At 52.9% G+C, this 25491-nt stretch carries 23 protein-coding genes; 10 read left to right on the top strand and 13 right to left on the bottom strand.

All coding sequences use genetic code 11. From position 1 onward, the window contains the following. Nucleotides 1-53: 53 nt before the first annotated feature. The gene (ahpF, locus tag ACFFLD_RS03435; protein ID WP_386035633.1) at nucleotides 54-1610 is read right to left on the bottom strand and encodes an alkyl hydroperoxide reductase subunit F; all 1557 of its coding nucleotides are present in this window, start codon (nucleotides 1608-1610) and stop codon (nucleotides 54-56) included. 256 nt (nucleotides 1611-1866) lie between these two features. Then, entirely contained in the window at nucleotides 1867-2424 is a 558-nt protein-coding gene (gene ahpC / locus ACFFLD_RS03430) for an alkyl hydroperoxide reductase subunit C (RefSeq protein WP_446753351.1), read from the bottom strand. Between the two features lie 481 nt (nucleotides 2425-2905). Between ahpC and ACFFLD_RS03425 the strand changes: the two genes are divergently transcribed. From ACFFLD_RS03425 to ACFFLD_RS03410, 4 genes are all read left to right on the top strand, one after another. Then, entirely contained in the window at nucleotides 2906-4009 is a 1104-nt protein-coding gene (locus ACFFLD_RS03425) for a polyamine ABC transporter substrate-binding protein (protein WP_386035627.1), read from the top strand. Nucleotides 4010-4103: 94 nt separating this feature from the next. Next, on the top strand, nucleotides 4104-5285 hold the full coding sequence (locus ACFFLD_RS03420; RefSeq protein WP_386035624.1) for an ABC transporter ATP-binding protein: 1182 nt from the start codon (nucleotides 4104-4106) through the stop codon (nucleotides 5283-5285). Between the two features lie 49 nt (nucleotides 5286-5334). Next, nucleotides 5335-6246, top strand: a complete 912-nt coding sequence (locus ACFFLD_RS03415) for an ABC transporter permease subunit (protein ID WP_386035621.1) — start codon at nucleotides 5335-5337, stop codon at nucleotides 6244-6246. Nucleotides 6247-6270: 24 nt separating this feature from the next. Next, nucleotides 6271-7107 carry an ABC transporter permease subunit gene (locus ACFFLD_RS03410; protein ID WP_386035618.1) on the top strand — a complete coding sequence of 279 codons (837 nt, stop codon included), beginning with the start codon at nucleotides 6271-6273 and terminating at the stop codon, nucleotides 7105-7107. Between the two features lie 43 nt (nucleotides 7108-7150). On the opposite strand, the gene ACFFLD_RS03405 is transcribed toward ACFFLD_RS03410, so the two are convergent. Beyond that, nucleotides 7151-7360, bottom strand: a complete 210-nt coding sequence (locus ACFFLD_RS03405; RefSeq protein WP_386035615.1) for a CPXCG motif-containing cysteine-rich protein — start codon at nucleotides 7358-7360, stop codon at nucleotides 7151-7153. A gap of 175 nt (nucleotides 7361-7535) precedes the next feature. On the opposite strand from ACFFLD_RS03405, the gene ACFFLD_RS03400 reads away from it, so the two are divergent. Beyond that, complete coding sequence (locus tag ACFFLD_RS03400; protein WP_386035612.1) at nucleotides 7536-7964, top strand: DUF3617 domain-containing protein; 429 nt, start codon at nucleotides 7536-7538, stop codon at nucleotides 7962-7964. Between the two features lie 143 nt (nucleotides 7965-8107). On the opposite strand, the gene ACFFLD_RS03395 is transcribed toward ACFFLD_RS03400, so the two are convergent. After that, the gene (locus ACFFLD_RS03395) at nucleotides 8108-11224 is read right to left on the bottom strand and encodes an efflux RND transporter permease subunit (RefSeq protein ID WP_386035609.1); all 3117 of its coding nucleotides are present in this window, start codon (nucleotides 11222-11224) and stop codon (nucleotides 8108-8110) included. After that, a complete protein-coding gene (locus tag ACFFLD_RS03390) occupies nucleotides 11224-12303 on the bottom strand; it encodes an efflux RND transporter periplasmic adaptor subunit (protein WP_386035606.1) in 1080 nt (359 codons plus the stop codon). The genes ACFFLD_RS03395 and ACFFLD_RS03390 overlap by 1 nt, the downstream gene beginning before the upstream one ends. A 149-nt stretch (nucleotides 12304-12452) precedes the next feature. On the opposite strand from ACFFLD_RS03390, the gene ACFFLD_RS03385 reads away from it, so the two are divergent. Further along, nucleotides 12453-13637 (top strand): NAD(P)/FAD-dependent oxidoreductase, encoded by a 1185-nt coding sequence (locus ACFFLD_RS03385; RefSeq protein ID WP_386035603.1) that lies wholly within the window; start codon nucleotides 12453-12455, stop codon nucleotides 13635-13637. Between the two features lie 121 nt (nucleotides 13638-13758). On the opposite strand, the gene ACFFLD_RS03380 is transcribed toward ACFFLD_RS03385, so the two are convergent. The 4 genes from ACFFLD_RS03380 to ACFFLD_RS03365 all read right to left on the bottom strand — a co-directional run bounded on the left by ACFFLD_RS03380 (nucleotide 13759) and on the right by ACFFLD_RS03365 (nucleotide 15885). Further along, nucleotides 13759-14058, bottom strand: coding sequence for a YqjK family protein (locus ACFFLD_RS03380; RefSeq protein WP_386035600.1), 300 nt, complete (start codon nucleotides 14056-14058; stop codon nucleotides 13759-13761). After that, on the bottom strand, nucleotides 14033-14437 hold the full coding sequence (locus ACFFLD_RS03375; protein ID WP_386035597.1) for a phage holin family protein: 405 nt from the start codon (nucleotides 14435-14437) through the stop codon (nucleotides 14033-14035). The genes ACFFLD_RS03380 and ACFFLD_RS03375 overlap by 26 nt, the downstream gene beginning before the upstream one ends. After that, a complete protein-coding gene (locus ACFFLD_RS03370; RefSeq protein WP_386035594.1) occupies nucleotides 14437-14769 on the bottom strand; it encodes a DUF883 family protein in 333 nt (110 codons plus the stop codon). The genes ACFFLD_RS03375 and ACFFLD_RS03370 overlap by 1 nt, the downstream gene beginning before the upstream one ends. An 84-nt stretch (nucleotides 14770-14853) precedes the next feature. Further along, complete coding sequence (locus ACFFLD_RS03365) at nucleotides 14854-15885, bottom strand: phospholipase A (protein ID WP_386035591.1); 1032 nt, start codon at nucleotides 15883-15885, stop codon at nucleotides 14854-14856. Between the two features lie 190 nt (nucleotides 15886-16075). Between ACFFLD_RS03365 and mscK the strand changes: the two genes are divergently transcribed. After that, on the top strand, nucleotides 16076-19414 hold the full coding sequence (gene mscK / locus ACFFLD_RS03360; RefSeq protein WP_386035588.1) for a mechanosensitive channel MscK: 3339 nt from the start codon (nucleotides 16076-16078) through the stop codon (nucleotides 19412-19414). Nucleotides 19415-19555: 141 nt separating this feature from the next. Here the strand turns inward: mscK and ACFFLD_RS03355 are convergent, their stop codons facing one another. The 3 genes from ACFFLD_RS03355 to ACFFLD_RS03345 form a co-directional block, all read right to left on the bottom strand. Next, nucleotides 19556-20314, bottom strand: coding sequence for a TlyA family RNA methyltransferase (locus ACFFLD_RS03355; protein WP_386035585.1), 759 nt, complete (start codon nucleotides 20312-20314; stop codon nucleotides 19556-19558). A gap of 44 nt (nucleotides 20315-20358) precedes the next feature. After that, a complete protein-coding gene (locus ACFFLD_RS03350) occupies nucleotides 20359-22401 on the bottom strand; it encodes a hypothetical protein (RefSeq protein ID WP_386035582.1) in 2043 nt (680 codons plus the stop codon). A 211-nt stretch (nucleotides 22402-22612) separates the two neighbouring features. Further along, complete coding sequence (locus ACFFLD_RS03345) at nucleotides 22613-22783, bottom strand: hypothetical protein (RefSeq protein ID WP_386072420.1); 171 nt, start codon at nucleotides 22781-22783, stop codon at nucleotides 22613-22615. Nucleotides 22784-23027: 244 nt separating this feature from the next. On the opposite strand from ACFFLD_RS03345, the gene ACFFLD_RS03340 reads away from it, so the two are divergent. The 3 genes from ACFFLD_RS03340 to ACFFLD_RS03330 all read left to right on the top strand — a co-directional run bounded on the left by ACFFLD_RS03340 (nucleotide 23028) and on the right by ACFFLD_RS03330 (nucleotide 24769). Further along, on the top strand, nucleotides 23028-23357 hold the full coding sequence (locus tag ACFFLD_RS03340) for a DUF1820 family protein (RefSeq protein ID WP_386035579.1): 330 nt from the start codon (nucleotides 23028-23030) through the stop codon (nucleotides 23355-23357). A gap of 88 nt (nucleotides 23358-23445) precedes the next feature. Continuing rightward, nucleotides 23446-24081, top strand: a complete 636-nt coding sequence (locus ACFFLD_RS03335; RefSeq protein ID WP_386035576.1) for a TIGR04211 family SH3 domain-containing protein — start codon at nucleotides 23446-23448, stop codon at nucleotides 24079-24081. A gap of 55 nt (nucleotides 24082-24136) precedes the next feature. Beyond that, on the top strand, nucleotides 24137-24769 hold the full coding sequence (locus ACFFLD_RS03330; protein ID WP_386035573.1) for a thiopurine S-methyltransferase: 633 nt from the start codon (nucleotides 24137-24139) through the stop codon (nucleotides 24767-24769). A gap of 48 nt (nucleotides 24770-24817) precedes the next feature. Here the strand turns inward: ACFFLD_RS03330 and ACFFLD_RS03325 are convergent, their stop codons facing one another. Next, nucleotides 24818-25411 carry a YajG family lipoprotein gene (locus tag ACFFLD_RS03325; RefSeq protein WP_386035570.1) on the bottom strand — a complete coding sequence of 198 codons (594 nt, stop codon included), beginning with the start codon at nucleotides 25409-25411 and terminating at the stop codon, nucleotides 24818-24820. Between the last annotated feature and the right edge of the window lie 80 nt (nucleotides 25412-25491).

Here is a 25491-nt window from a genome sequence, read left to right as displayed (position 1 = left end):
CACGACGTCACGGTCTTTTACGTCAAAAAGGTCAACCATTGGGTCCGCTTGAGTTAGTTGCGGATCAAGTAATCAAAAGCGCCAAGGGAAGCCTTGGCCCCTTCCCCCATGGCAATGATGATTTGTTTATAAGGGACAGTAGTTACATCACCCGCAGCAAATACGCCGGGTACTGAGGTCATACCGTGCGCATCGACAATGATTTCTCCTCGCGGCGTCATCTCAATCGGTGAGCCTTTGAGCCATTCCGTATTGGGTACTAAGCCAATCTGGACAAAAATACCTTCCAGCGCGACGGATTTACTCTCATCGGTCGTGCGGTCTTTATAATTCAAACCATTGACTCGACTGCCGTCGCCAGTCACTTCGGTGGTTTGCGCGTTCAAGATAATATCGACATTGGGCAGGCTTTTGAGCTTTTTCTGCAGTACTGCGTCTGCGCGCATTTCGCCCATAAATTCTACCAAGGTGACGTGACCGACAATCCCAGCAAGGTCGATCGCAGCTTCGACACCAGAGTTTCCGCCACCGATCACGGCGACGCGTTTGCCTTTGAACAGCGGGCCATCACAGTGAGGGCAGTAGGCAACGCCTTTATTGCGATACTGCTGCTCACCGGGCACGTTCATTTCGCGCCAGCGCGCCCCTGTCGCCAACACCAAGGTTTTACTTTTAAGTTTGGCACCGGTCTCAAACGATACTTCATGTAGGCCGCCTTCCACCTCAGCCGCTTTGAACGACGTGGCAAGCTGCAGATTCATGATATCGACTTCGTAATCTTTTACGTGCTCTTCAAGCGCGCTGACCAACTTCGGACCTTCGGTATGGGAAACAGAGATAAAGTTTTCAATCCCCATCGTGTCAGCTACCTGACCACCAAAACGCTCAGCCGCAACACCAGTATTAATGCCCTTACGCGCCGAATAAATAGCCGCTGCCGCACCAGCCGGGCCACCACCGATCACCAATGTATCAAAGGCCGCTTTTTCACTTAGCTTTTTAGCATCGCGTTCGGCGGCACCGGTGTCGACCTTGGCTAAAATTTGCTCAAGGGTCATGCGGCCTTGGTCAAACGGCTTGCCGTTAAGATAAATGCTCGGCACTGACATGATTTCGCGCGACTCGACTTCATCCTGAAACAGCGCACCGTCGATAGCGACATGGCGCACGTTCGGATTGAAAATAGCCATCAGATTAAGCGCTTGAACCACGTCCGGGCAGTTTTGGCAGGACAGTGAGTAGTACGTCTCAAAAAGCATTTCGCCATCAAGGGCTCTGATTTGATCAAGTAGGTCCTCAGAGGTTTTAGGCGGATGGCCACCGACATGCAAAAGTGCCAGGACCAGCGACGTAAACTCATGGCCCATGGGAATGCCAGCAAATACCACGCCGGTTTCTTCACCGGGGCGATTAATCGCAAATGATGGTTGACGCAAGTCCTGACCATCACTGTGCAGGGTAATTTTATCGCTCAGGCTGCTAATCTCTTCTAGCAGACTGAGAAGTTCTTGTGACTTGGCACCGTCATCGAGCGACGCAACGATCTCGAACGGCTGGGTCACTTTCTCTAGATACGCTTTTAACTGAGATTTTAAATTGGCGTCCAGCATGACAGTAGCTTCCTCACGGGTAACAGAGATAGGCAAAATACAGGTGCCCGGTGTACTCCTGCTAATGCGCCATCAAACGTTTGGAGCAAGCGCAGGCGGATAAAAAATAAGTACACAAAACAAACAGGGCAGCCGTGACAAAACACCCGGGCAATGCCCGGGTGCTGAGCTAACACACACTTAGCTATTTCAGCAGCTAATGATGTCAGCCGCGGATTTTACGAATCCTTGGAGAGACGTAAAAGCCAGTAGTGGTTTAGATTTTGCCTACTAGATCCAGTGAAGGAGCCAGCGTATCTTCGCCTTCTTTCCATTTGGCTGGGCATACTTCGTTCGGATTCGCACGCACGTACTGGGCAGCTTTCACTTTGCGTAGCAGCTCTTCTGCATTGCGACCAATGTTGCCAGCGTTAATCTCAACAATTTGGATTTTACCATCAGGATCGACAACAAACGTGCCGCGCTCGGCAAGTCCAGCATCTTCGATCAGTACTTCAAAGTTGCGCGAAATACGTAAGGTTGGGTCAGCAATCATCGGATACTGCAGCTTGCCGATGGTTTCAGAGCTGTCATGCCATGCTTTGTGAGTAAAGTGGGTATCGGTAGAGACGCTATAGATTTCGACCCCAAGCTTCTTGAACTCAGCATAGTTGTCAGCTAGGTCACCCAGCTCGGTAGGGCATACGAAGGTAAAATCGGCTGGGTAGAAGAAAAAGATAGACCACTGACCCTGCATATCAGCTTCGGTAACATCAACAAACTCGCCATTTAGGTAGGCGGTTGCTTTAAACGGCTTAACTTCTGTATTGATCAAGGACATGCAGTTAGTCTCCAGGTTTTATTAATGAATGGTTAGGAAATAAGAATATACTAAAGGCTATCGACTAAAGGAGAAAATTAATAATAGATATCCCTTTGATAGATTTTAGCTATTTAATAACTGCCAGTATGCATCGATAAAGCCAGAAAGATATGCCATTGGTTTCAAGTCTGGTTTCAGATACGGTTTCAGGCACTCCTTTTGTCAGGCGCAGCCGCCGCATGACAGCCCACTCTCTTTGTTGGGGCAATATTTATTGGGACAATAGTGCGGAATACAATAATTTTGCACATTGACTTGCGGTGCTCGTCCCTGCACCGCAAAATTCGCACGGTAAGTATTATGGCCTACGCTATTGGTTAACTGTTGAGCGTCCGTAGTGGCCGCCGCAGTAAATACTTGGCAAAGCAAGCTGATACTTATGTTGAATATGCTAAAAAGTGGCTAAATAAAGTAGACAATAGGAGCAGTCAAGATGGGGAATCACCACAAACTTTCCGCGGCCGTTGCGGCTATCACGTTCGCCGCAGCGGCTAGCGCTGCCCACGCTAATGAAGTGCGGGTGTTTAACTGGTCAGATTATATCGCTCCGGAAACGCTGGAAAAATTCACCGAGCGTACCGGTATTGAAGTGACCTATGATGTTTATGATAGCAACGAAATTCTAGATGCCGCGTTACTGGCTGGGCGTTCTGGCTATGACGTGGTAGTCCCGTCTACTTACTATTTCACTCGGCAATTGAAAGCTGGCGTTTTTCAGCCGCTTGACCACGACTTGCTGCCCAATTTAGAGAATCTTGATCCTGAGCTGATGGCTAACCTGGAAGCCATTGATGCGGGCAATGAATATTCGGTTCCCTATATGTGGGGCACCAACGGCATTGGCTATAATGTTGATCGCGTAACCGAGATTTTGGGTGACGATGCGCCGGTCGATAGCTGGGCGCTGCTGTTTGATCCTGAAATAACCGCCGCCTTGAGCGAGGCGGGCTGCGGTTTATCCATGCTTGACTCCGCCGATGAGATGCTTTCGCCTGCGATGGCTTATCTAGGGCTGGACCCGTTAAGCGAAAACATGGACGATTTGGAAGCTGCCGGTGAGGTTATTGCGGCTGTTCGCGATGATATGACCTACTTCCATTCATCGCGCTATGTGTCGGATCTGGCGAATGGTGATGTTTGTGTGGCCGCGGGTTACTCCGGTGATGTTTTCCAAGCCGCCGAACGCGCTGAAGAAGCCGGCCGTGATTTCACCATTGGTTATAGCATTCCTAAAGAAGGCGCCGCGCTGTGGTTCGACATGATGGCGATACCCGCCGACGCGCCGAATACTGAAAACGCTCACGCATTTATTAACTTCATTCTGGACCCGGAAATTGCCGCTGAGATCACTGAATATGTTCGTTACGCCAACCCCAATTTAGCGGCAAACGAATATCTTTCAGATGAAATCATTAACGATGTGTCAATCTATCCGGAAACCGAGGTCATGCAAAACCTGTACGTACAGGCTGAAAAGCCACAGGATGTACTGCGTGCCCGTACGCGTATCTGGAATCGTGTTAAGTCCGGGCGTTAAAAGCTAATACTTATCCGACAGCGAGCCAGTCATGCTGGCTCGCTGCTTGTTTTTTTAATGCCCGGAATACCGGGCCTTTTGATGGGAGTGGCGAATGGTCACTACGCCCCTGTCGAACGAGCCTTCATCTGCTTCACCCGCGACTCCTTCAGCCTCACGTTCACAAGGCAAAACACCACGGTTTGCCGAAGATGTGGTGCTGGAAGTGAAGCGCTTAAGTAAGCGATTTGATGATGCGCTGGCGGTGGATGATGTCAATTTGCAGGTTAAACGCGGTGAAATATTCGCGTTATTAGGTGGTTCTGGGTCGGGTAAGTCGACCTTACTGCGCATGTTGGCAGGGTTTGAAACGCCAACGGAGGGCCGCATCATATTAGACGGTGATAACATCACCGCTGTGCCGCCACACAAGCGGCCGATTAATATGATGTTTCAGTCTTATGCGCTGTTCCCTCATATGACGGTCGCGCAAAATATTGCCTTTGGCTTAAAGCAGGACAAGCTTCCAAAGGCAGATATCGACTCACGCGTTGCCCAAATGCTCAAGCTGGTGCACATGGAGCGTTTTGCCAAACGTAAGCCACATCAGCTATCCGGCGGGCAACGCCAACGGGTGGCGTTGGCGCGCTCACTTGCCAAGCGACCTAAGCTGCTGCTCTTGGACGAACCCATGGGGGCGTTGGATAAAAAGCTGCGTACAGAAATGCAGCTTGAAGTGGTCGAGATCATTGAGCAGGTGGGGGTTACCTGCATCATGGTCACCCATGATCAGGAAGAAGCCATGACCATGGCTGACCGGGTCGCCATCATGGCGGATGGTTGGATTGAGCAGGTTGGCTCGCCGGTAGATATTTATGAAAGTCCGGTGAGTCGTATGGTGGCAGAGTTCGTCGGAACGGTGAATCTGTTCGAAGGCGAAATTATCGAAGACGCGGCTGACCATTGTCGCATCGTTGCCCCGGCGCTTGAGCGACCCATTTATATTGACCATGGGATTACCACCCAGGCGATGGACAAGCGGGTTTGGGTGGCGCTTCGGCCCGAAAAGATTTGGCTAACCCGGGAAAAACCCAGCGCAGAATATAACTGGGCGGAAGGGAAGGTGGACGATATCGCCTATTTAGGCGGCTTTTCGCTCTATTACATACGCACCCAGTCGGGCCAGATGATTAAGGTCAGTATGGCGAATACAGAGCGTCGCGGTGATCGGCCAACCTGGGAAGATAGCGTGTATGTCCACTGGGAAGATCACAGCACCATTGTGTTAAACCGCTAGCGTAGTCCGGTTGCCGCTGGCTTTTTTTAACGCGAGGAGACTGCCTTTAATGAAGCCATCTCGTTCTTCTGCACTGCTCAAACGGCTGCAAATAGGTCGTCGGGCAGTGATTGCGTTTCCGCTCGTGTGGTTAACGCTGTTTTTCTTACTCCCTTTTGCGTTGGTGCTTAAAATCAGCCTCTCGGAGGCAGCCATCGCCATTCCGCCTTATGGGCCATTGGTTGAGTACGCTGATCAGACGCTGCATGTGTTTTTAAACCTGGGTAACTATCTTTTTCTACTGTCGGACTCGTTGTATATCGCCGCTTACTGGGGATCGGTAAAAACGGCCTTTATAGCGACAGTAGTGTGTTTATTGATTGGCTACCCCATGGCCTTTGCGATGGCACGGGCGCCCGTGCGTTGGCAGCTATTGCTATTGCTGTTGGTGATGCTGCCTTCATGGACATCATTTTTAATTCGTATCTACGCCTGGATGGGAATTTTAAGTAATAGTGGGCTCATCAATAATCTATTGATAGGACTAGGGCTTATTGAGACACCGCTACGGATGATGAACACCCAGTTCGCGGTCACCATTGGCATCGTGTATGCCTATTTGCCGTTTATGGTGTTGCCGCTGTATGCCCATCTGGCGCGTATGGATAACTCATTACTCGAAGCCGCGGCTGACCTGGGGGCGCGTAAGTTAACCACCTTTATTAAAGTAACCTTACCGCTCTCGATGGGAGGCATAGTGGCCGGTTCAATGCTGGTGTTCATCCCGGCCGTCGGAGAGTTCGTGATTCCCGAGTTGCTGGGTGGCCCAGATACGCTAATGATCGGTAAAGTCCTTTGGGAAGAGTTTTTCCTCAATCGTGACTGGCCCGTAGCGTCGGCGCTTGCCATGGTGATGTTGCTGCTTTTACTGGTGCCGATTGTCTGGTTTCACCGTTACCAGTCCCGCGAACTTGAACAGTGAGATGCGTTTTATGAGCACTCTATTATGATGATGACACGGCGAATTAACTTTTCGACAGTCATGCTGGTGGTGGGCCTGCTGTTTCTTTATTTACCCATGTTTGTACTGGTGGTGTACTCGTTTAACTCCTCGAAACTAGTCACCGTATGGGCGGGGTTTTCCACTCATTGGTATGCAGCGCTGTTCCGTGATGAGCAGATTTTATCGGCGGTATGGACGAGTCTGCGGATCGCTTTTTTTGCCGCCAGCATGGCGGTCTGTTTGGGCACCGTTGCCGCCTTTGTCATGACCCGTTACGGACATTTTCGAGGGAAAACGGCGCTGTCCAGTATGGTAACGGCACCGCTGGTAATGCCTGAGGTAATCACTGGCTTATCGCTGCTGTTGCTCTTTGTTCAGATGGCGCAGCTTACCGGCTGGCCTGCTGATCGCGGCATGTCGACCATCTGGATTGCCCACACCACATTTTGTAGTGCCTACGTCGCCGTGGTCGTGGCTGCGCGGCTGCGAGAGGTAGACCATTCCATTGAAGAAGCTGCCATGGATTTGGGCTCACCACCGGTGAAAACCTTCTTTACGATTACGCTGCCGATGATTACACCTGCGCTGGCGGCAGGCTGGCTGCTGGCGTTTACGCTTTCCTTGGACGACCTGGTCATTGCCAGCTTTGTCTCGGGCCCTGGGGCTAACACATTGCCGATGGTGGTTTTTTCATCGGTGCGCATGGGCGTGTCGCCGAAGATTAATGCGTTGGCCACCCTGATCATTTTAACGGTATCGCTGGCGACGCTATTGGCGTGGTTTTTTATGCGTCGCAACGAGACCAAGCGGGGAGCCGCGCTGCGTAAAGCCGACATGTAACCGTGCGAGGTTTACGCATGATGCGCTTCGTCGCTCGCGGGCGTTACAAAATATCGTCATCGCGTCCGGCCATGACGCTGTCAAGTTCGCCGGTCATGGGTGAGACAATGATGCGAAGCTGGATAGGCGCGCAGCATTGGTGACAGTCTTCCCATGTGGCATGGCTGCCTTGCGAGACATCAATGAGAAACGTCAGCGGCGTGTCGCAGTAGGGACAGTGAAAGTCATAATTGACCAAGGCGTCGTCATACATCGTTAGCAACCTTTGATAGTGGGTTCTTTTGATGGTGGATTCTTGAGCAGGCGTTGCCCAAGTGGCGCGTGTTTTTAACATTTGAGTGTAGCAGTGTGATCCTCAAGTAGGGCATCGTAAGTTTGAATCAGGTAGGATATCGACAGTTTCCCAAAGCAACGCAGTGAGAGTAGCGATGAAGTTACGTAACATGGCAGTAGCGGCCCTAGTGGCCTTTCCGATGGTCGCGTTGGCTGAAACCCCTAATGTAGCGCCTGGTGAATGGGAGTTTGTTAGTAAAACCAGCGTTAGCGGCGAAATGGAGATTCCGGATCAAACCGAAACCGAGCGCCAGTGTATTACTCAAGAAGAGCTTGAGGGCGCCGAGTTTGGTTTTATAGAGGAAGAAGAAGGCTGCGAGCTGCTTGACCAGGAGCTGAACGCAGACGGCCTAAGCTACAGTATGGTGTGCCGTGCTGAGGGTGGCGAAGCGACGATTGATGGCGAGATGCGTTTTATGGGTGAGCATATTGAAGGGAATGTCGATATCTTTACCCAGTCACCGATGGGTGAGCTAAGCATGAATACGGTAATTAAAGGCGAGCACGTGGGCGAGTGTGAGTAACCAACCACTCTCTTTTTAGCCCACCGTGTTAATGGAAAAAGGGTGCCGCGAGGCGCCCTTTTTCGTCGCTAGAAGCGCAGTGATAAAGGCGGTACTGACGACCAGATTGCCGCGCTTCGCTCGCCATGGCATAAACCAAGTTTTTACCCTTCGTCGGCGATTTCATCTTCAAGTTGACGCTTCACCGCACCCGGTGAACCGGTGTAGCGGGCCAGTAAATCGTAGGCAACGGGCACGACAAAGAGCGTAAACAGCGTTGCCGAGCCTACGCCTGCCATAATCACAGTACCGATAACCAAGCGCGATTCTGCGCCAGGCCCGGTCGATATAATCAGCGGAATGGCGCCAGCCATCGTGGTCACCGCGGTCATTAGAATAGGTCTTAGGCGGGTGACCGAGGCTTCCATTAATGCCGCTCGGAAGGCTTGCCCCTCATCGCGTAGCTGGTTGGCAAATTCGACGATCAAAATGCCATTTTTTGCCGCTAGGCCAATCAACAGCACGAGCCCCACTTGACTGTATATATTCAGAGACTGGCCGCTTAACAGCAGTGCGAGTAGGGCACCACTCATTGCTAATGGCACCGTCAGCATGATCACAAACGGGTGAACCAGGCTCTCAAACTGGGCGGCGAGCACCAAAAAGACCACTAGCGCGCCTAATATCAGCAGGAACGCAGTGGCGCCACTGGCTTGTTGGAAGTCACGCGATGCCCCTGCCACATTGGTCTGTGCCTCTTCCGGCAGTAGTTCCGCCACGCTCTCTTCTAAATACGCCAAGGCTTCACCCAGAGGATAGTTATCCGCCAGGTTGGCCTCAATCGTAATGGAGCGTATACGATCAAAGCGGTTCAGCGTGCTGGCGCCCGCAAAGTCGGACAGGGTAACAAGGCTTGCCAGGGGAATCAGTTCGCCGCTACGTGCCGAGCGCACCTGAATATTATCCAGCGCTCTGGGGCTATTTTGGCGACTTCGGTCGCCCTCGACAATCACCTCGTACTCTTCACCATCATCCACATAGCGCGTCACGTTGCGCCCGCCTAGCAACACTTCCAACGTTCTCCCAATCTCTGTCACGGTAACGCCCAAGGCCGCAGCACGCTCATAATCGATGTCTACTCGAAGCTGCGGCTGGGTTTCGTTGTAGTTGCTCTCCAACGCCAGCAAACGAGGATTATTGGCTCGTACATGATCAATGAGGGTATTCCGCCATTGGGCAAGCTCTTCATAAGTGCCACCGCCCAATACGAACTGCACCGGCTTTTGGGTACGCTGTCCAAACCCCTGTCGCATGACGGGAAACGCGCGCACCCCCGGTAAGGTGCTAAGGGATTGGCGCACGTCATCCATAATGTCCCACGCGCTGCGTCGGCTGCCCCAGTCGGCCATGTTGACGATGATAAAGCCGCTATTGAAGTTCTCAATATTGCCGAATCCACGCGGGGCGCGTACCACTACGCGCTGCAACTCGCCGCTTTCAACCAGCGGAGCCATACGGGCTTCGATCTCATCCATATAATCCATCATATAGTCGAAAGTAGCGCCTTCAGGGCCGTTCACCAACACAATAAAATTGCCACGATCTTCTTGAGGTGTGTATTCGTTGGGGAGCGCTGTGGCCAGCCAGGCGGTGGCAGCCATCAGCAATACAAACAGGGCTACCACTAGCCAGCGCATGTTGAGCACCCACTCCAGCATTGTTCGGTAGCGCTGCTGGGTGCCGCTGAGCAACCACTGTACCGCGTTACCAATGCGGCTATCGTGCATGCCGGGCTTAAGAATTTTAGACGCCATCATGGGGGTAAGCGTCAGCGCCAGCAGGGTAGAGATGGCGACCGCGGCGGCCATCGTGAGGGCAAATTCAGAAAACAGCCGACCGATATCACCTTGGAGCATGCTTAGCGGGACGAAGACAGCTATTAACACCAGCGTTGTCGCGATAACGGCAAAAGCAATCTGTCGCGTTCCCCGAAACGCGGCGACCAGTGGGGTTTCGCCATAGTCATGCATGCGCCGGTTAATATTTTCGAGCACCACGATAGCATCATCCACGATCAAGCCAATCGCGAGCACCAGCGCCAGCAACGTTAATAGATTGATTGAGAAGTTCATCGCCGCTAGGGCGATAAAGGCACCAATCACGGCAATCGGAACCGTTACCGCGGGCACCAGCGTAGTGCGCAGATTCCCTAAGAACAGAAAAATCACCACTACCACCAAGCCCATCGCAATCAATAGCGTCATCACCACCTGGTCAATGGCGCCGGAAACGAACAGCGACGCGTCATAGTTCAAACTTAGTGACATCCCCTCGGGGAGAGTGCGCTGTAGGCGCTCAAGCTCCTGCTGTACCGCCTCAGAAAGCTCGATGACGTTGGCGGTGGATTGCATAATCAATCCTAAGCCGACCATCGGAACGCCGTTAGAGCGGAATACCGAGCGGTCTTCCACTGCGCCGATCTCGACCCGTGCAACGTCAGCCAGGCGCACCCGATAGCCGTTATCGCTTTGGTTAAAAGGAGAGTTAAGGGCGAGCCGCTTAAAATCGTCGGCGCTGGCAAAGCTACGTGGGAGACGGACGATAAACTGACGATCTTCTGATTCAAGTGACCCGGCCGGTAATTCAACATTTTCGGCCCGGAGCGCATTCTCGATATCGCTGACCGTGAGCCCGCGCGCAGCCAGCGCATTACGATCGACCCATACGCGCATGGCATAGTCGCTGCCGCCCCCCACGCGCACACGAGCAACGCCTGGCTGAACGGAAAGGCTATCGACTAAAAAACGGTTAGCATAATCAGTGAGTTCGGTGATTGAATACTCTTCGCCAGATAAACTAAGCCAAACAACCACTTCTTCGCTGCTGTCGGCTTTAGTCACCTCGGGAGGGTCGGCATCGTCGGGCAGGTTGCGTAGCGCCCCTGAGATACGATCACGGATATCATTGGCAGCCGCATTGATATCCATATCAATGCCAAACTCTATCTCTATTCGTGAGCGGCCATCTTCGCTTTGCGACGTAATCAGCTCAATACCTTCTACCCCGGCAATGCGATCTTCCAATACCTGAGTAATGCGCGTTTCCACCACACTTGCTGAAGCGCCAGGGTAGCGAGTATCGATCGTGACCACTGGTGGGTCGATCGTGGGATACTCTTGTAGCGGTAAACGGTTGAGCGCCAATAGGCCAAAGGCAATAATCAATGCGGCGATCACCATGGCCAGCACGGGACGCTGCACTGAGATATCGGAAAGACGCATTAGCGATCAGCCTCCAGCAGGGCGCGTATATCGGCCTCGTCATCAGCGATACCGATCAACCTTGCTTCCTGCCCATCCCGCGCTAATTGGAGTCCATGAAAAACGATTAAATCGTTGGCTGCCAACCCATCGACCACTTCTACATCGCCATAGCGACGTTCGCCGATCATCACTTCGCGTCGTTCCAGGCGCGTGGAACCATCTTGCTGTTCGATTATCATCACGAAATGACGATCACCGCTGGGTTCGATGGCCGCTTCGGGAATGACCAGCGTATCGCGTACGCGCTGTTGAACGATCACTTCCATCAGCATGCCCGGACGCAAGCGCTCATCGCTATTACTGAGTTCAGCGCGAATATTAACGCTGCGCGTGGTGGGATCTACCCGCGTGCCAATGGTGGCAATTTCACCGCTAAAGAGGGCGTCAGGGTAGGCGGCAGTAGTCGCCGTTAGCGCTAACCCAGGGGTTAACCGGCCTACAAATACCTCTGGAACACTAAAGTCGAGTTTCATGACATCTAGCTTGTCGAGGGTGATCAGTTCCATGCCTGGGGTGACCAAGGCACCGATACTAATATTGCGAAAGCCAACGCGGCCACTGAAGGGCGCCGTTATCTGGTAATTGGTCAGCTCTGCTTCAATCGCTTGTATATCGGCATCTGCCTGGCGTAGCCGAGAGCGGTTATCTTCAACATCCGCCCTGGCGGCTAAATTACGCGCTTGCAGTTGCGCAGCACGATCAGAGGCGTTGCGTCGCTCTTCGCGTAACGCCATGGAAGCCCGAAGCTGCGCTTGTTCTTCTGCATCTTCCAGTCGGATCAGCAATTGCCCTTCTTCGACCTGCTCGCCGTCCTGGAAATTAATCTCGGTAACAAGGTCCGTCACGGTGGCCGACAGTGTGACGCTCTCATCAGCGCTAAGTGTGCCCAACGCCTCCAGTGGATCGGACCATGTCGTCATCACGGCCCGTACGCCAATGACCGAGGGTGCCGTTTGGGCAATGGTTATCTCAGATAGAAGAAGTAACCCAAGCAAGGTGAGTCGCAAGCACTGTCGTCGTCGAAAAAGTAAAGGCATAAACGTCTCGGCGTTAGAAATTATTTGTACAGTTACTTTATAGAGTAATGGAGCGATATAATAATTTTTAGTGTTGACCCTGTTAGAATGCCTGCTTTTTATAGCGGGAGTCGTCGCCTTTATGAACGGTCCATCAAGAGCTATCCATCATGATCTATGATGTAGTGATTATCGGCGCTGGCGCCGCAGGTTTGATGTGCGCAGCTCAAGCGGGTTATTCCGGCAAGCGAGTGTTAGTGCTTGATCATGCAAGCAAAGCCGGCAAAAAAATTCTGATGTCGGGTGGCGGTCGCTGCAACTTTACCAACCTTGGCACGACGCCACAGCACTTTTACTCCGCTAACCCCTCTTTTTGCATCTCAGCGCTTAAACGCTATCGCCCTGAGCACTTTGTTGAGCTGGTTGAGCGCCACGGGGTTGAACATGTTGAAAAAACGCCCGGGCAGCTGTTTTGTGCTACTTCCGCCAAAGAGATCGTACGTACCTTGCTGACTGAGTGCGAATGGGCGGGAGCCGAGATCGCGCTCAATACGAAGATAACCCGCGTTGAACGACAGGGCGATGCCATGCAGCTGAGCACATCGCTGGGTAACATTGATGCGGGTGTGGTGGTGGTGGCCAGTGGCGGGCTCTCCATACCGACCATGGGGGCGACGGGGTTTGGTTATGACCTGGCCCGCCAATTTGGATTGGAGGTGTTCGATACCCGCCCGGGCCTGGTGCCTTTCACGCTAAGTGATACCTGGAAGGCGCGCGCCGCTGAGCTTGCAGGGGTCAGCGTACCGGTGGCGGTTAGTGCCGGTCGCCACTGTTTTAATGACCCTATGCTGTTTACTCACCGGGGGTTGTCAGGGCCTGCGATGCTTCAAGTGTCTAGCGTTTGGCAGCCAGGAGAGTCGATTATGATCAACCTTCTGCCCGGTGAGAACGTAGCAGCGTCGCTACGTGAGGCGCGTCAGGTAACGCCCAAGCGTCAGCTTTCAACATGGCTCATCGAACGCTTTCCGAAACGTCTGGCTCAAGCGTTGCTTGAGTGGTACCCCGACCATGACCCAACGCGTCCGCTGGCAGAGTATGCCAATCAGGCGCTGGATCAATGGGCGGTAAGGCTTAACGCATGGCAATTAAAACCAGCAGGTACTGAAGGCTGGCGTACAGCCGAAGTGACAATGGGAGGCGTTAATACCGCTATGCTCTCCTCTAAGACCTTTGAAGTGAAGGGGCTGCCACAATTGCGCTTTATTGGTGAAGTCGTCGATGTGACCGGGGAGCTAGGGGGATATAACTTTCAATGGGCGTGGGCGAGTGGCGTGGCCTGTGGCCAATCCTGCTAGGCTTTAGGTAAAAAAACGATTCTTGCGGAGTTCGATCCGTCTTTTTGCCGGTGTTCGCCTAGCATGATTCTTACTCGCTGGCTTTTTGAACAAAGCCGGTGAGTAGATGGAAGAAATAAAATCAAGTTGCCACTTTGGCAAGTAGCTTAAGCTTCTTGAGCAACATATAGCCTGCCAGTGCTTTCCTACCGGCCACCATTGCACCACCAGGGTGGCGTATAAGCTTATACGCCGCCACGCCGCCTGCCACATAAAGCGGCAGCCGAAAGCTTTGCCAGTTTTTATCCAGTGGTGAAGCCGCCAGCTGCAAATACTCGCTATCCACTAAAATATCCACTCGCTGTTGCTCCAACTCAGCCAGTAGCTGAGCTTTGCGCTGTGCGCGAGTGGGTGGTTTAACCGTGTCTGCGGATGGTTTCATCACTTGGCTCCTCAAGCAGTGCTCTATCAGCGGCAAGCTGTTTGAGTGTTTCTTTTAACAGAGAGTGTCGCTTCGATTGACGAATCGCGATAAAGGCTAGTAGCAAGCTGGCGCCAATCAATACGCAGGCACTGATGGCAATAGCGGTTAAGCGATACGTATCCCAAAACAGTACAACGATTAATGCCGTCAGCGTAGCGATGCCCAACAACAGCAGCACGAGGCTAGCGCCTGATAGAAGCAGCAAGACCAGTAATCGAGCACGCTCTTCTTCCAGTTCAAACACCGCCAAACGCAGACGGGTTTCGCTATTAGCTATTAGCGAGTTTAGTAAGCGTTTGGCGGCCGAGAAGACGCGTTGGGTAGGACCCAAAGCCATTAGCGTCGACCGAGCAGCATACCCACTACCATACCTGCAGCGGCGCCAATGCCAATACTCGTCCAGGGGTTTTCATGAACGTAGCGGTCACAAGCGTCAGCTTGGCTCGAAATTGAATCGCGTGTTTCGTCATAGATGCGCTCGCCACGGGCTTCAAGCCGTGCACGGGTATCTTTTAAGCGGCGCTCGGCGCGAGTACGAAGATCGTTCATTTCTCCGCTGGCATCTTTAGCAGTCGCATTGACCAGTTCTTCAACGGTTTCACTCAAATGGCGCAGATCATCTTTAAGTTGATCGGCTTGAGTGGAATAAGTAGCTTGACGTTTAGCCATGGAGTCTTCCTTTGACGAATGAATAGTTAGATTAATATTAGCATAGCAGCCTGATAGCAACAGACACTAGACAAGCGTATCTGCCTATCGGTTCAGTCCTGTTGCGCTGAACAGTGGGTTTAAACTAAACCCAAGGCTTAAACGATGCACGCGTTGATCATAATCGATCATGCTTTCACCGTAGCCATAGTAGTACTGTACATGGGCTCGCAAAGTGTTGAAAGCCGGCCAGCTATAATCAATCTGGGTGCCGATATTGCCCGCGCTGGGATTGCCGCGTAACTGACCACTCACTTCATGGTTGTTATTAAGGCGTTTGGCAAGTCGGATATCGCCATAGCCCATATAACGATCGATATCAGGGTTGTCATCCTCACTGGCCGATTCAGGAACGCGCCAATGGGGTGCCAAGGTGAATGCCCAGTCGCCACTCTGGAAAGTGCTTTCAAGGTAGACACGGTTCCAACTGCGCGAGAGCGGCGATGAGCGACCGTTTGACTGATGATTAAACGCTACCCTGTTGCGAGTGTTCACCCAGCCAAAGGCTTCCCAGGCATTATCGAAATCAATGAACACTTCGGGTTCGTAGTTGGTTTCCCGGAAAGGCGACGACGCGTCCGTGTTATAGGCTTGCCACCAACTGCGCTGCGTGTAACCAAAATAGAGGTCGCCATAACGACCAATCAACTCATCGACTAGCTTAACTTTGGCACTGAACTGGAATTTAAGCTCGATGCTATCTACGTCGCTGTCGTCAGAAATATAGCGAAAGTTTTCGCGATTCTGGTTGGCATTGAAGCTGACCGGAAACAGATAATTAGTACGGTGTGCGGTAATAGAAAAGGGGTTGCGGCTCGACTCTTGTTCAAGCACGCGACGCTCGCTTAAATCTTCCCTTGCCACTTCAACAGGTAAAGGCTCAAACGGGGTGCCTTGACCGACGTCTTCGGGCGTTTCTATTTGCTGCAACTGCTGACGCAGATTATATAGCTCAGCATTGAGCGCGCGGATACGCGCCTCGATTTCTTGTTGTGAGTCAGCTAACGCGCTGGTGCTGAACGTTATAAGACCCAAGAGCACTACCCGTTTCATGAACGGCAATTTTCGGATGACCATCAAGGTGGCTCGCAAAATGGTTGATAAGGCAAATGCCAAGCTTGTTTCTATCACGCCGTTTACGGAAGTCAACAGCTCTGATTGCGCTAACCATCAGAACATCTGACAATACCCTCTCTATCCGTGTCTGCGGAGTTTTCGATGTCAACGAGGCATAAGTAACGTGGTGAGATGCGCCTGTAAGTGGAGTGTGATCGGTTTATTCCTGCTGTTAATTTTCAGTATTGCCACGCTTAACCCAGCCCATGCCAATCTTCCGGCCAACATGGTTGAACAAGTGCCCGAGCAGTCTGAGCTGGCGTCGAGGCTGGCTGAGTTGGAAGCCCTTGAAGGGCCTTTAACCGCTGCGCAGGAAAGCGATAAGGAAGCATTAGAAGCAGCCCTTGAAGCCTACCAACGATTGACCTCTATTAATGAACGTCTTATCGCACTTGAAGCACGCGTAGAAGAAGCGCCTGAACGGTTAGCACGGCTTCAGCGAGAGTTAAACGAGGCGGAAGAGGCGACGCAGCAATTGTCAGTCGCCGATTTGAGCGACCGTCCTCTCGATGAGCTTGAGGCGATGCAAACCAACGCTGTCATTGAACTACAGCAGTTGCAAAGCCAGCTTGCCGAAGTGAACTCTCAACTGTTATCCGCCCAAACTTTACCAGAGCGTGCCCAGCAGTCTATTGCCGAAACGCTTCAGCGAGCGGAGAGTTTACGCCGACAGCATGATGAGCGCGAGGCTTTGCTGGCAGATCGTCAACTTTCCGCACTGAATGATGCGAAACTTATCCAACTGCGCATTGAGCGGGCCCTTGCCGAACGAGAAGTCAGTTTTTACCAGCGTGAGCTAAGCGCTAACAGTCGGCTGCGCGAATTGGCGCAGCAGCGTCGCGACGTGCTGATGCTGCAGATCGATTATCAAGAGCAGCAGCTTAGTATGCTGCAAGGTGTCATTGACCGCCAGCGGCGCTTGGCCTCTGAGCAAGCCATTGCCGATGCCGCCCGAGATAATCCGCTGATTGCTGCTGGGCATCCGGTGGTGGAGCGGGCACAGCAAATTAACCAAACATTGAGTCTTGAGCTTTTAAGGGCGACCGATCGCGCTAATAGCGTGGTGCGTGAAAATATTGAAGCACAGCGTCAGTTGGAGCATGTACGTCAGCTACAGCGCAGCCTAAATGAGCAGATTGAGGCGATTCGCGGCAGTCAGTTGTTGTCTCGTATTCTACGCGAACAGCGCAAGTCGTTGCCGCCTTTGGCCGCGCCGCGCGATTTACAGGATGAAATTGCTGATCTGCGTTTAAAGCAGTTTGACTTGGTCCGCCAGCGCGACCAGCTGCGTAAAAGTGAACAGCTGGCTGCTACCCGCCTGGCGGAAGCTGGATTGGAGGCGACGCCTGGGCTGGTCGATTCGCTGTCGCAACTTTATCAGTCTCGTCGCGAACTGGTGGAGCAGTTGGAGCAGGCTTACGGGAGCTTGCTGAGTGCGGCAATCGAGTTACAGCTTAATCAGCAGCAACTGATATCGACGACCACCGAGTTACGTAAAACCATTGCTGAGCAGCTTTTTTGGGTAGCCAATAGCCGTCCATTAGATGTCGGTTGGGTGCGCCAACTGCCTCATAACGTGATGCTTGAATGGCGCGAAGGTGAGTGGCGCGCCATTTTGCCTAACCGTTGGCAAGGGCTTTCCTGGGAGATGCTCCAAGGGATGCCGCTGATCGTTCTGAGTTTGGTTTTATTAGGCTTGAGACGCCAAATTAAAGCTCGCCTGGCCAAGCTGCACTCCCAAATTGGGCGCCTCAAGAGCGACACGCAGCTACATACCCCCAAAGCGGTACTGCTGAATGCACTGTTGGCGCTGCCAGGCCCTCTTTTGTTAGCAGGCATCGGGGTTGGTCTGCAGGAGGCGGAGGGAACATTGGCGAACAGTGTCGCGCCGGCGCTGCTTCAGTTGGCGCTTAGCTGGGCCGTGGTCGCCTGGGCACGCAGGCTATTGGTCGCTGATGGAGTGGCTGAGCGCCACTTTACCTGGTCGCCCCAATACACCTCTCGTCTTCGCCAGTTGCTGAGCGGGTTAGGCGTTGCTTTGGTGCCCGTGATCGCCATTGCGGCGATGGCAGGAGAGATGGAGTCCCCGCTAGCATTGCGGCCTGTTGCGCTAGGCTTATTAGCCGCTGGGCTGTTAGCCATGAGCTGGTGGTTAATGCAGTTGATACTGGCCCATATTCCCATTTTTGGGGTACGTCTGTTTCGCTTGTTGCTGGGCTTGGCGATGGCCTCCGTGCCGCTGTTCCTGCTGGGATTAGTGGCCATGGGTTACGAGTACACGGCGCTACGTTTGGTCGCTAGGTTCGCGATTACCCTTTATATATTAGGACTATGGATAGTGGTCGAAGCGACCCTGGTCAGGAGCTTGGCCGTCGCTGCCCGGCGGCTTGCTTACCGTCGTGCGCTGGCGCGCCGGCGTGCTCAGGTTCAAGAAGGGGCAGAAGGCGGGCTGGAGGTCGTGGAGGAACCCCCGCTTGATATGGAGCAGATCAACAGCCAGTCGTTGCGTCTTTCCAAGTTGATCGTATTAATCGGCTTTAGCGCGCTGCTTTACCTGGTGTGGGCGGACCTGCTGTCGGTACTCGGCTATCTGGATAACGTCTCGATTTGGGAAGTTCAAGACGGCGACCTGGTTAACAATGTCCTGTCGATCTCTGATGTCTTTACCGCTCTGTTGATCGTGGCGATCACCTTTATCATGGCGCGCAACCTGCCAGGGCTGTTGGAGGTGATGGTGCTGTCGCGGCTATCGTTAAAACAGGGTAGTGCCTATGCGATTAGCTCACTACTCTCCTACACGATTGTAGGTACAGGCGTGGTGATGGGGCTGGCCACGCTTGGCGTTTCCTGGGATAAGTTACAGTGGTTGGTGGCCGCATTGAGCGTAGGCTTGGGCTTTGGTCTACAGGAGATTTTTGCCAATTTTATATCGGGGTTAATCATTCTGTTTGAACGCCCGATTCGTATTGGTGACACCATCACCTTGGGCAATCTGCATGGTACCGTGAGCCGTATCCGTATACGGGCGACCACCGTCACTGACTTTGACCGCAAAGAGATTATTATCCCCAACAAGACCTTTGTGACCGATCAGCTGATCAACTGGTCATTGTCAGACAATATCACCCGGGTGGTCCTGACCTACGGGGTGGCGCACGGATCCGATATGGCCAAGGTTCATCAACTGTTGCGTCAGGTGGCGGATGAAAACCCTCGCGTACTGACAGATCCAGAGCCCCAGGTGTTTTGTTTGAGCTACGGACAACATAGCCTCAACTTTGAGCTGCGTATTTTCGTAAACGATCTGCTGGACCGATTGTTTGCCTCTGACGAAATAAACTGTCGGGTCGACAAGCTATTCCGCGAAGCCGGTGTGCGGGTGGCTTTCGAGCAGATGGATGTATGGCTTCACCCGGAGCAGGGCGACGCCATCAAAGTACACTCTGCCTCTCAGCTTCCCCATCCTCCACTACCGCCAGATACGCCCTAGAGGATTGAAGGTGAGCGGATGTTCGTCAAACGAGGATTCGCTTACCACTTATCAGCCCTGTCCTTACGCTCGGTCTATAAGCCCTATTTATAAGCCCTGTTCATAAGCTCTGTTCATAAGCCCAGGCGTTATGCATTTGTGTCAGTGCGATACACGCGCATGGAGTAAAAACTCCCGATTACCGTCGCCGCCGGTAATCGGGCTTTCTTGCCAGTGTTGAATAGTAAGGCCGCTGATTTCACAGGCCTGCCTAATGGCTTTTTCCACGTCGTTAAATCGCTTGGCGTCACGCACCACGCCGCGTTTATCCAATGCCTCTGGGGTCAGTTCAAACTGTGGTTTTACCAGCGAGATGAGTTCACCGCCGGGGGGTAATAGAGCCGCAATCTCGGGCAATATCAGCGTTTGAGATATAAACGAAACATCCATGATGGCGACGTCGATGGGATGCATTGTCAGTGCCTCGTTGAGCGCTTCGTTGCTGCGCATATATCGTGCATTTAGGCCTTCCAAGCAGGTGACGCGCGGGTCGCTGCGAAGTTCAGCCGCCAACTGCCCATGCCCCACTTCCACACCAACGACATGGCGGGCGCCAAAACGCAGCGCGCAATCGGTGAAACCGCCGGTCGACTGACCAATATCGAGAATAGTGCGATTTTCAAAACGCAGGTCAAGCGTCGAAAGCACCGACTCTAATTTTAATCCTGCTCGGGAGGCATAGCGTTCTTCCGGGTCGTCTTCTACCTCGAAACAAGTGTCGTCGGGCCATTTCTCGGACGCTTTTGTTAACGCTTTGCCGTTCTCGGCGAGGCGTATCCGGCCATGGCGTATCAGTCGTTGAGCGCGGGTTCGCGAGTTGGCCAGCCCTTGGCTGACCAACAGTTGGTCTAGTCGTATCATCGCGTCGTATCAAGAAGTGTTAAGGATGTCGTTAAACAGGAGGGTTATTGCTCGTCAAGCGGCGAGTTAGGCCCTTGATCAGCCTGCAATTCGGTAGCTGGTAAGCGAGAAGCTCCCCAACTGCGGTGCAGGTAATGTTTGACACTTTCGAGCTCTTCACTGGTGACTGATGCCAGTTCACCGTGCTCAAGAGGGTCGTAGTGGTAGATGTAGAGCCGCGATGCAAAGCTTTCAAAAGGTAGTGAGCCCTCGCCAAAGCGTTCACCGTTGCCCGACGTGCTGACGATTACGCCATCCCCCCAGTCCTGACCGCTGTCATTATTGGGATTATAGAAATAGATCCGCATCACTTCGGAAGGATCGAGCGATGCACGTAAAATCGTAATTGCGTGCCAACCGATAAAGCGTGCGGCGCTATCGGTGACCGCTATACCTGCTGGTTGCGGGTGTATTAACGGCTGGTTACCGTTGTAGTAAGGATGGTAGCAGGCGTAGAAGTGACGTAGAAAATCGTCAACATCGCTTAGCTGGCCGGTGGCAACATCGACATTGATGCGAAAGCCGCGGCCCGACCACCAGCCATGAAACTCAGGGTTAACCCAGCGATGGGGGTCGCCTTCACGGCTAATGCAGCGACGGCCCATTTCTGCATAAATACGGTCCAGATGAGGCACTACTATCAACGACACGGGATCGAGATCCATCGGCAATTCGGTGGCGACGCCGGACACGCTCTCCATCGATGAGATAGCCTGGCCTTCAAAGTGCATAATGATTTCATCATCACGCGCCGCCCAGGCGACCATTTGCAGCAGATAATCAGGGTCGTTATACGCCCACATAGAGAGCGCACGAGCAGATTGGCAGGTCGGATTATTGCCTTGGCCGACGCCAAGCGGCAGGCCTAGTATGCATAGCACGCCCTCGATAAGGCGGGCGCGTGTAGAGACCGCTTCTCCATACGCCATACTAAGTCTCGATTGTGCCCACTCTGAAAGAGGAAGGTTGAGCTGGCGCCACATCGCCGGGGCAACCGGCGGCTGATACAGGATGCCACGCTCCAGCATAAGCGCTAGGCCGTAGACTGCTTGAGAGGTAGCGGGATAAACACCCCCTCGGATCAGAGCCTGCACCAGTTCGCGGTAGCAGAGCAGGCAATCGCGCCCTGTCGAGGATAATCCCAGCGCCTCGGACAGAAGATGATCTCCTTCCTCCAGTAAATGCCGCAGTAGCACGGCGTGGTAGGGCGATACCAACCCCGTGTCGTGCATGGCGCGCGCGAACCCGGTGGATTCCGCCTGCAGTGCGGCCTGATCCATGTGCTCCAAACGGTGACGGTATATATCCACGCCTGGGTCTTCACGGCACGCCTGGGTGGGGCCAAAGAGCGAACTCACCAGACGATCCGCTCCCTGACCACTGGCTCCAAGGTCTATCGAAGGGTTGACTTGGCATAGTGATATTTGGGTAATCATCTGCTTGATAGCGTCGACCTGGATGGGTCGTTGCTTCAAAATACGCCAAATTTCGTCAATCAGTTTATCTACGATGTGCTCGTAGCCAATTCTATCGGCGAGGAATTGAAAGAGCTGGCGGGGAATAACCGCCAACTGCCCCTGTGTCTCGCGTTCGGCTTCGCTGGGGGGCAAAAACAAGAGCCACAGATTAATCGCCATTACTTGTGTCAAGTAATGGTGGGCGTACTCAGCTGACACCAATGGATGCTCATAATCCCCTTTAGCCACTGCCAACAGTCTAATCTCACTTAATGTTTCAATGACAATGACATTGGCATCAGCACTTTTAAGCGAAAAGGTGGTTAGCGTGGGCACCAGGTATTGCGGCGTTTCCCAGTCAGATCCTTCAAAAACACCTGCATTTTCATAAGCCTGAGCCCTCGACTCCAGCGCTTCACAACCACCGTTTTGCAATAATACCTGCCGTGCGGTATCCATCACGCCCGGTAGCTTGGCGGGCTTTGAAAAGGCAGGTGCCTGCGTAAGTAGGCGCACAGCGTCATCAAAATCGATCAACAACTCGTTGAGCTTATTCTCTTCTTGAGAAGACATACGTTGATCTGTCCCCATGATGACTCCTTACCCTGCATGTGCGGGGATTATACATAGAAGTAGGATTCGTCTTGGCGTTTTAATAGATCGCGTATGGCGTGCGTATCCTCGCCTTTGAAGGTGACCAGTCCCTTATGGGCACCAAACGCGGTGCGTTTAGTGACGGTTTTTCTAAGGGAGAGGTTAACCCACGAAACTCATAATAGAGATGGTCTTCGCTCTCTTCACGTCATTCCAGACGGCTAAGCCGCGATGACGCGGGTACAAAACAGAATATCTCAGCGTCACCTGTTTCAATCTGCTCAAAAAGGCGGTTTACCATCGTAAATCCACGCTTCAACAGCAAACTTCCAACCATCAATGTAGCAGCGATCAACACTTTCACCCGTTTCAATGGCATTGAGGCTCCCGCTTAAAGGGCAATTTAGCCTTTGCTTGGATCCTTTTGCAGATTGAAGACTCCTACCGGGTGAACGAGCCAAATGTCCGATCTGTTGGTATGACCATACACACGGTAGGGCTAAACAGCTACTTCAGGCGTTAGCGGTCGAGCGAACGCTGTGCTAGTTGAGGGCGAACGAGCGGGAATATGGTAAGCTAGCCGGTTCAACTTCATGTACAAGTGGCAAGAGGAATAGGCCAAGATGGCGGCCAAGCCGATCTACCGTGTCGTAGTTCACCAGCAGGGTGAAATTTGGGATTTATATGTCCGAGAGATATTTCAAAGCGAACTCTGGGGCTTTATTGAAGTCGAGGAGTTTGTCTTTGAAGATGCTTCACGGGTAGTGGTTGACCCTGCGACTGAAAAATTGCAGCGAACCTTCGATGGTGTCAAACGTAGCTACCTACCGTTAAACGCGATTGTGCGTATTGATGAAGTAGAGCGTGAAGGGCCACTGAAAGCGGTCAAAACCGATGCTCGTATAGCTGAGTTTCCCCGTTCATTTCCGTTGCCTCCGCGCGGTGAAGGGTAAGCGTATAAGACAAATACACCGCTAATTTAAGCGATCAGGGCTGTTGGCTTCGTCCGCCTTGCAGCGTTTTTAATCAGGACATGATGTCATGCAAGTAAATAAAATTCGTTTTCGATGTTACGCCGCCGCCGCTGGTGTATTGCTGAGTGTGGCGAGTATGAATGTTATCGCCCAGTCTGATAATCAAGCGTGGGTAACGGATGAGCTGAGCACTTACGTACGCAGTGGCCCTACCGATGGTTATCGCATCATTGGCACCTTAAATGCCGGTGAGCAGGTAGAGATATTGGAAAGTAGTGGTGATTACACCCGTGTGCGCAACAGTGATGGCAACGCGGTGTGGGTGTTGAGTGATGAGCTACAACAGACGCCGAGTGCGGTTGAACAGCTACCTGCCTTAGAAGCACAGGTAGAAGAGCTAACCGCCGAGCTTGAAGGTATCAATGATGCCTGGGAGCAGCGTGTTTCCTCAATGACCGAAACGCTGGAAGTACGTGAGCGCCGCATAGCTGAGCTTGAAGCAAGAAACCAACAGCTGGATAGCCAGACAGAGCAGTCACGTTTACAGGTGAGAGGTCTGCAGGCCCGCCTGGAGACCCAGGAAGAAGACCTGTTGATGCGTTATTTCATGTATGGGGGCGGTGTGGCTGGCGCAGGCTTGTTGGTGGGGTTGATTGTGCCGCATTTGCCGCGTCGTCGTAAGAAACGTGACCGCTGGTTTTAACCGTGCGATAAACCTTCGATAGGCATGGCACAAAGAGCATAAAGGTGGGCAAGTAATGAGTGATCAGTGGCGTAAGCGCTGGCAAGAAGGGCGTATTGGCTTTCACTTGCAGCAGACGCACCCAGCATTACAGCGGCACTGGGAAGCGCTTGGCGTTACTGATCGCACCAAGGTGCTGGTGCCTTTATGTGGTAAGAGCCTGGATATGCGCTGGTTAGTGGATGCGGGGCACCCGGTACTGGGTATTGAGTTCGCACCCGAGGCCATTGAGCAATTTTTGGCGCAGCGCAGCACCCCGGTCTCTCGCTATCGCCAAGCCGGATTCACTGTTTCCCGCCAGGGCGGTATTGAGCTCTGGTGCGGTGATTTTTTTCATCTCCACATCCAGCAAGCGGCCGAAGTAGGGGCGTTTTATGACCGTGCATCATTGATTGCGCTGCCGCCCGCCACACGCCAACGCTATGCGTTTCATCTTGCGCAATTGACGCCACCCGGTGCCAAAGGTTTGCTGGTTAGCTTAACGCACCATGACGGTGAGGCAGGGCCGCCTTACAGCGTGCCTGCCGACGAGATCGACCATCTGTTTACGGCTAACTTTTCGTTAACCTTTTTGGAGCAGGGAGAGCCGGATGAGCGTGGCTGCACAGAGAGCGTTTGGGCGCTGGAACGACTCGGGCCGCGCCAGTAAAGGCACGGCCCGCGTCAGCTAACGCTGCTTCGTGAAGAAACGTCGCGTTTAACGTGCCAATAGGCGGCCTAGCTCTGGGTCACTAAAGGCACGGTTCAATCCATCGCTTAGCAGGTCAGTCAGCATGCGTGCATTGCTGTCGGCATCCGGTTTTAATGCATAACCCTGGGTGCGACGCGAAGTATAAGTACCGGTGTAAGTGGTGCCCTTGTTCTGAGCGATTGCCCGGAAAACCCCTTCAAGACGTGCTTCATCAACTAACGGCTGGCCGCTGTCGCCACGCGCGTAGTTTAGGCTGGCAAGTTCCAGCGTTAAGCTCGGGCGTCCTTGAGCTTGCTCTGTGGTGGGCGTGAAGCCCATATCGCTAACGGCCCGTGCAGCCTCTTGCTGTAAACGTGGAATCAGCTCATGGCTGCTCACGGTAATATGCGCCGTGGACATGTCCCCGCCAGCACGGTTACCAATAATGTCGCTTTCGCGACCATCCTGAGCAATCACCGTGACCTGCTGGCCGGAGCCAACCTGCGGTACTTGAGTGTTACGTTCAGGGCTAAGCTGTAAATATTGGGGGCTGGCGCAACCGGCAAGCCAAGCGCTAGCCAGCAAAACACCTGAAACTCTTAAAAAATGACGCCGAAGCATGATCTTCCTCCGCTATGGCTAAAAGGCCAGTATAACGCGGGTAGCGCGCGGGCGGTATGGTCTGTCGATACGAGTTTGCC

The organism is Vreelandella sulfidaeris (assembly GCF_042429665.1).
Lineage (GTDB): Bacteria > Pseudomonadota > Gammaproteobacteria > Pseudomonadales > Halomonadaceae > Vreelandella.
The sequence above is the reverse complement of the archived record's forward strand: the minus strand, read 5'-3'. Positions and strand labels throughout refer to the sequence as shown.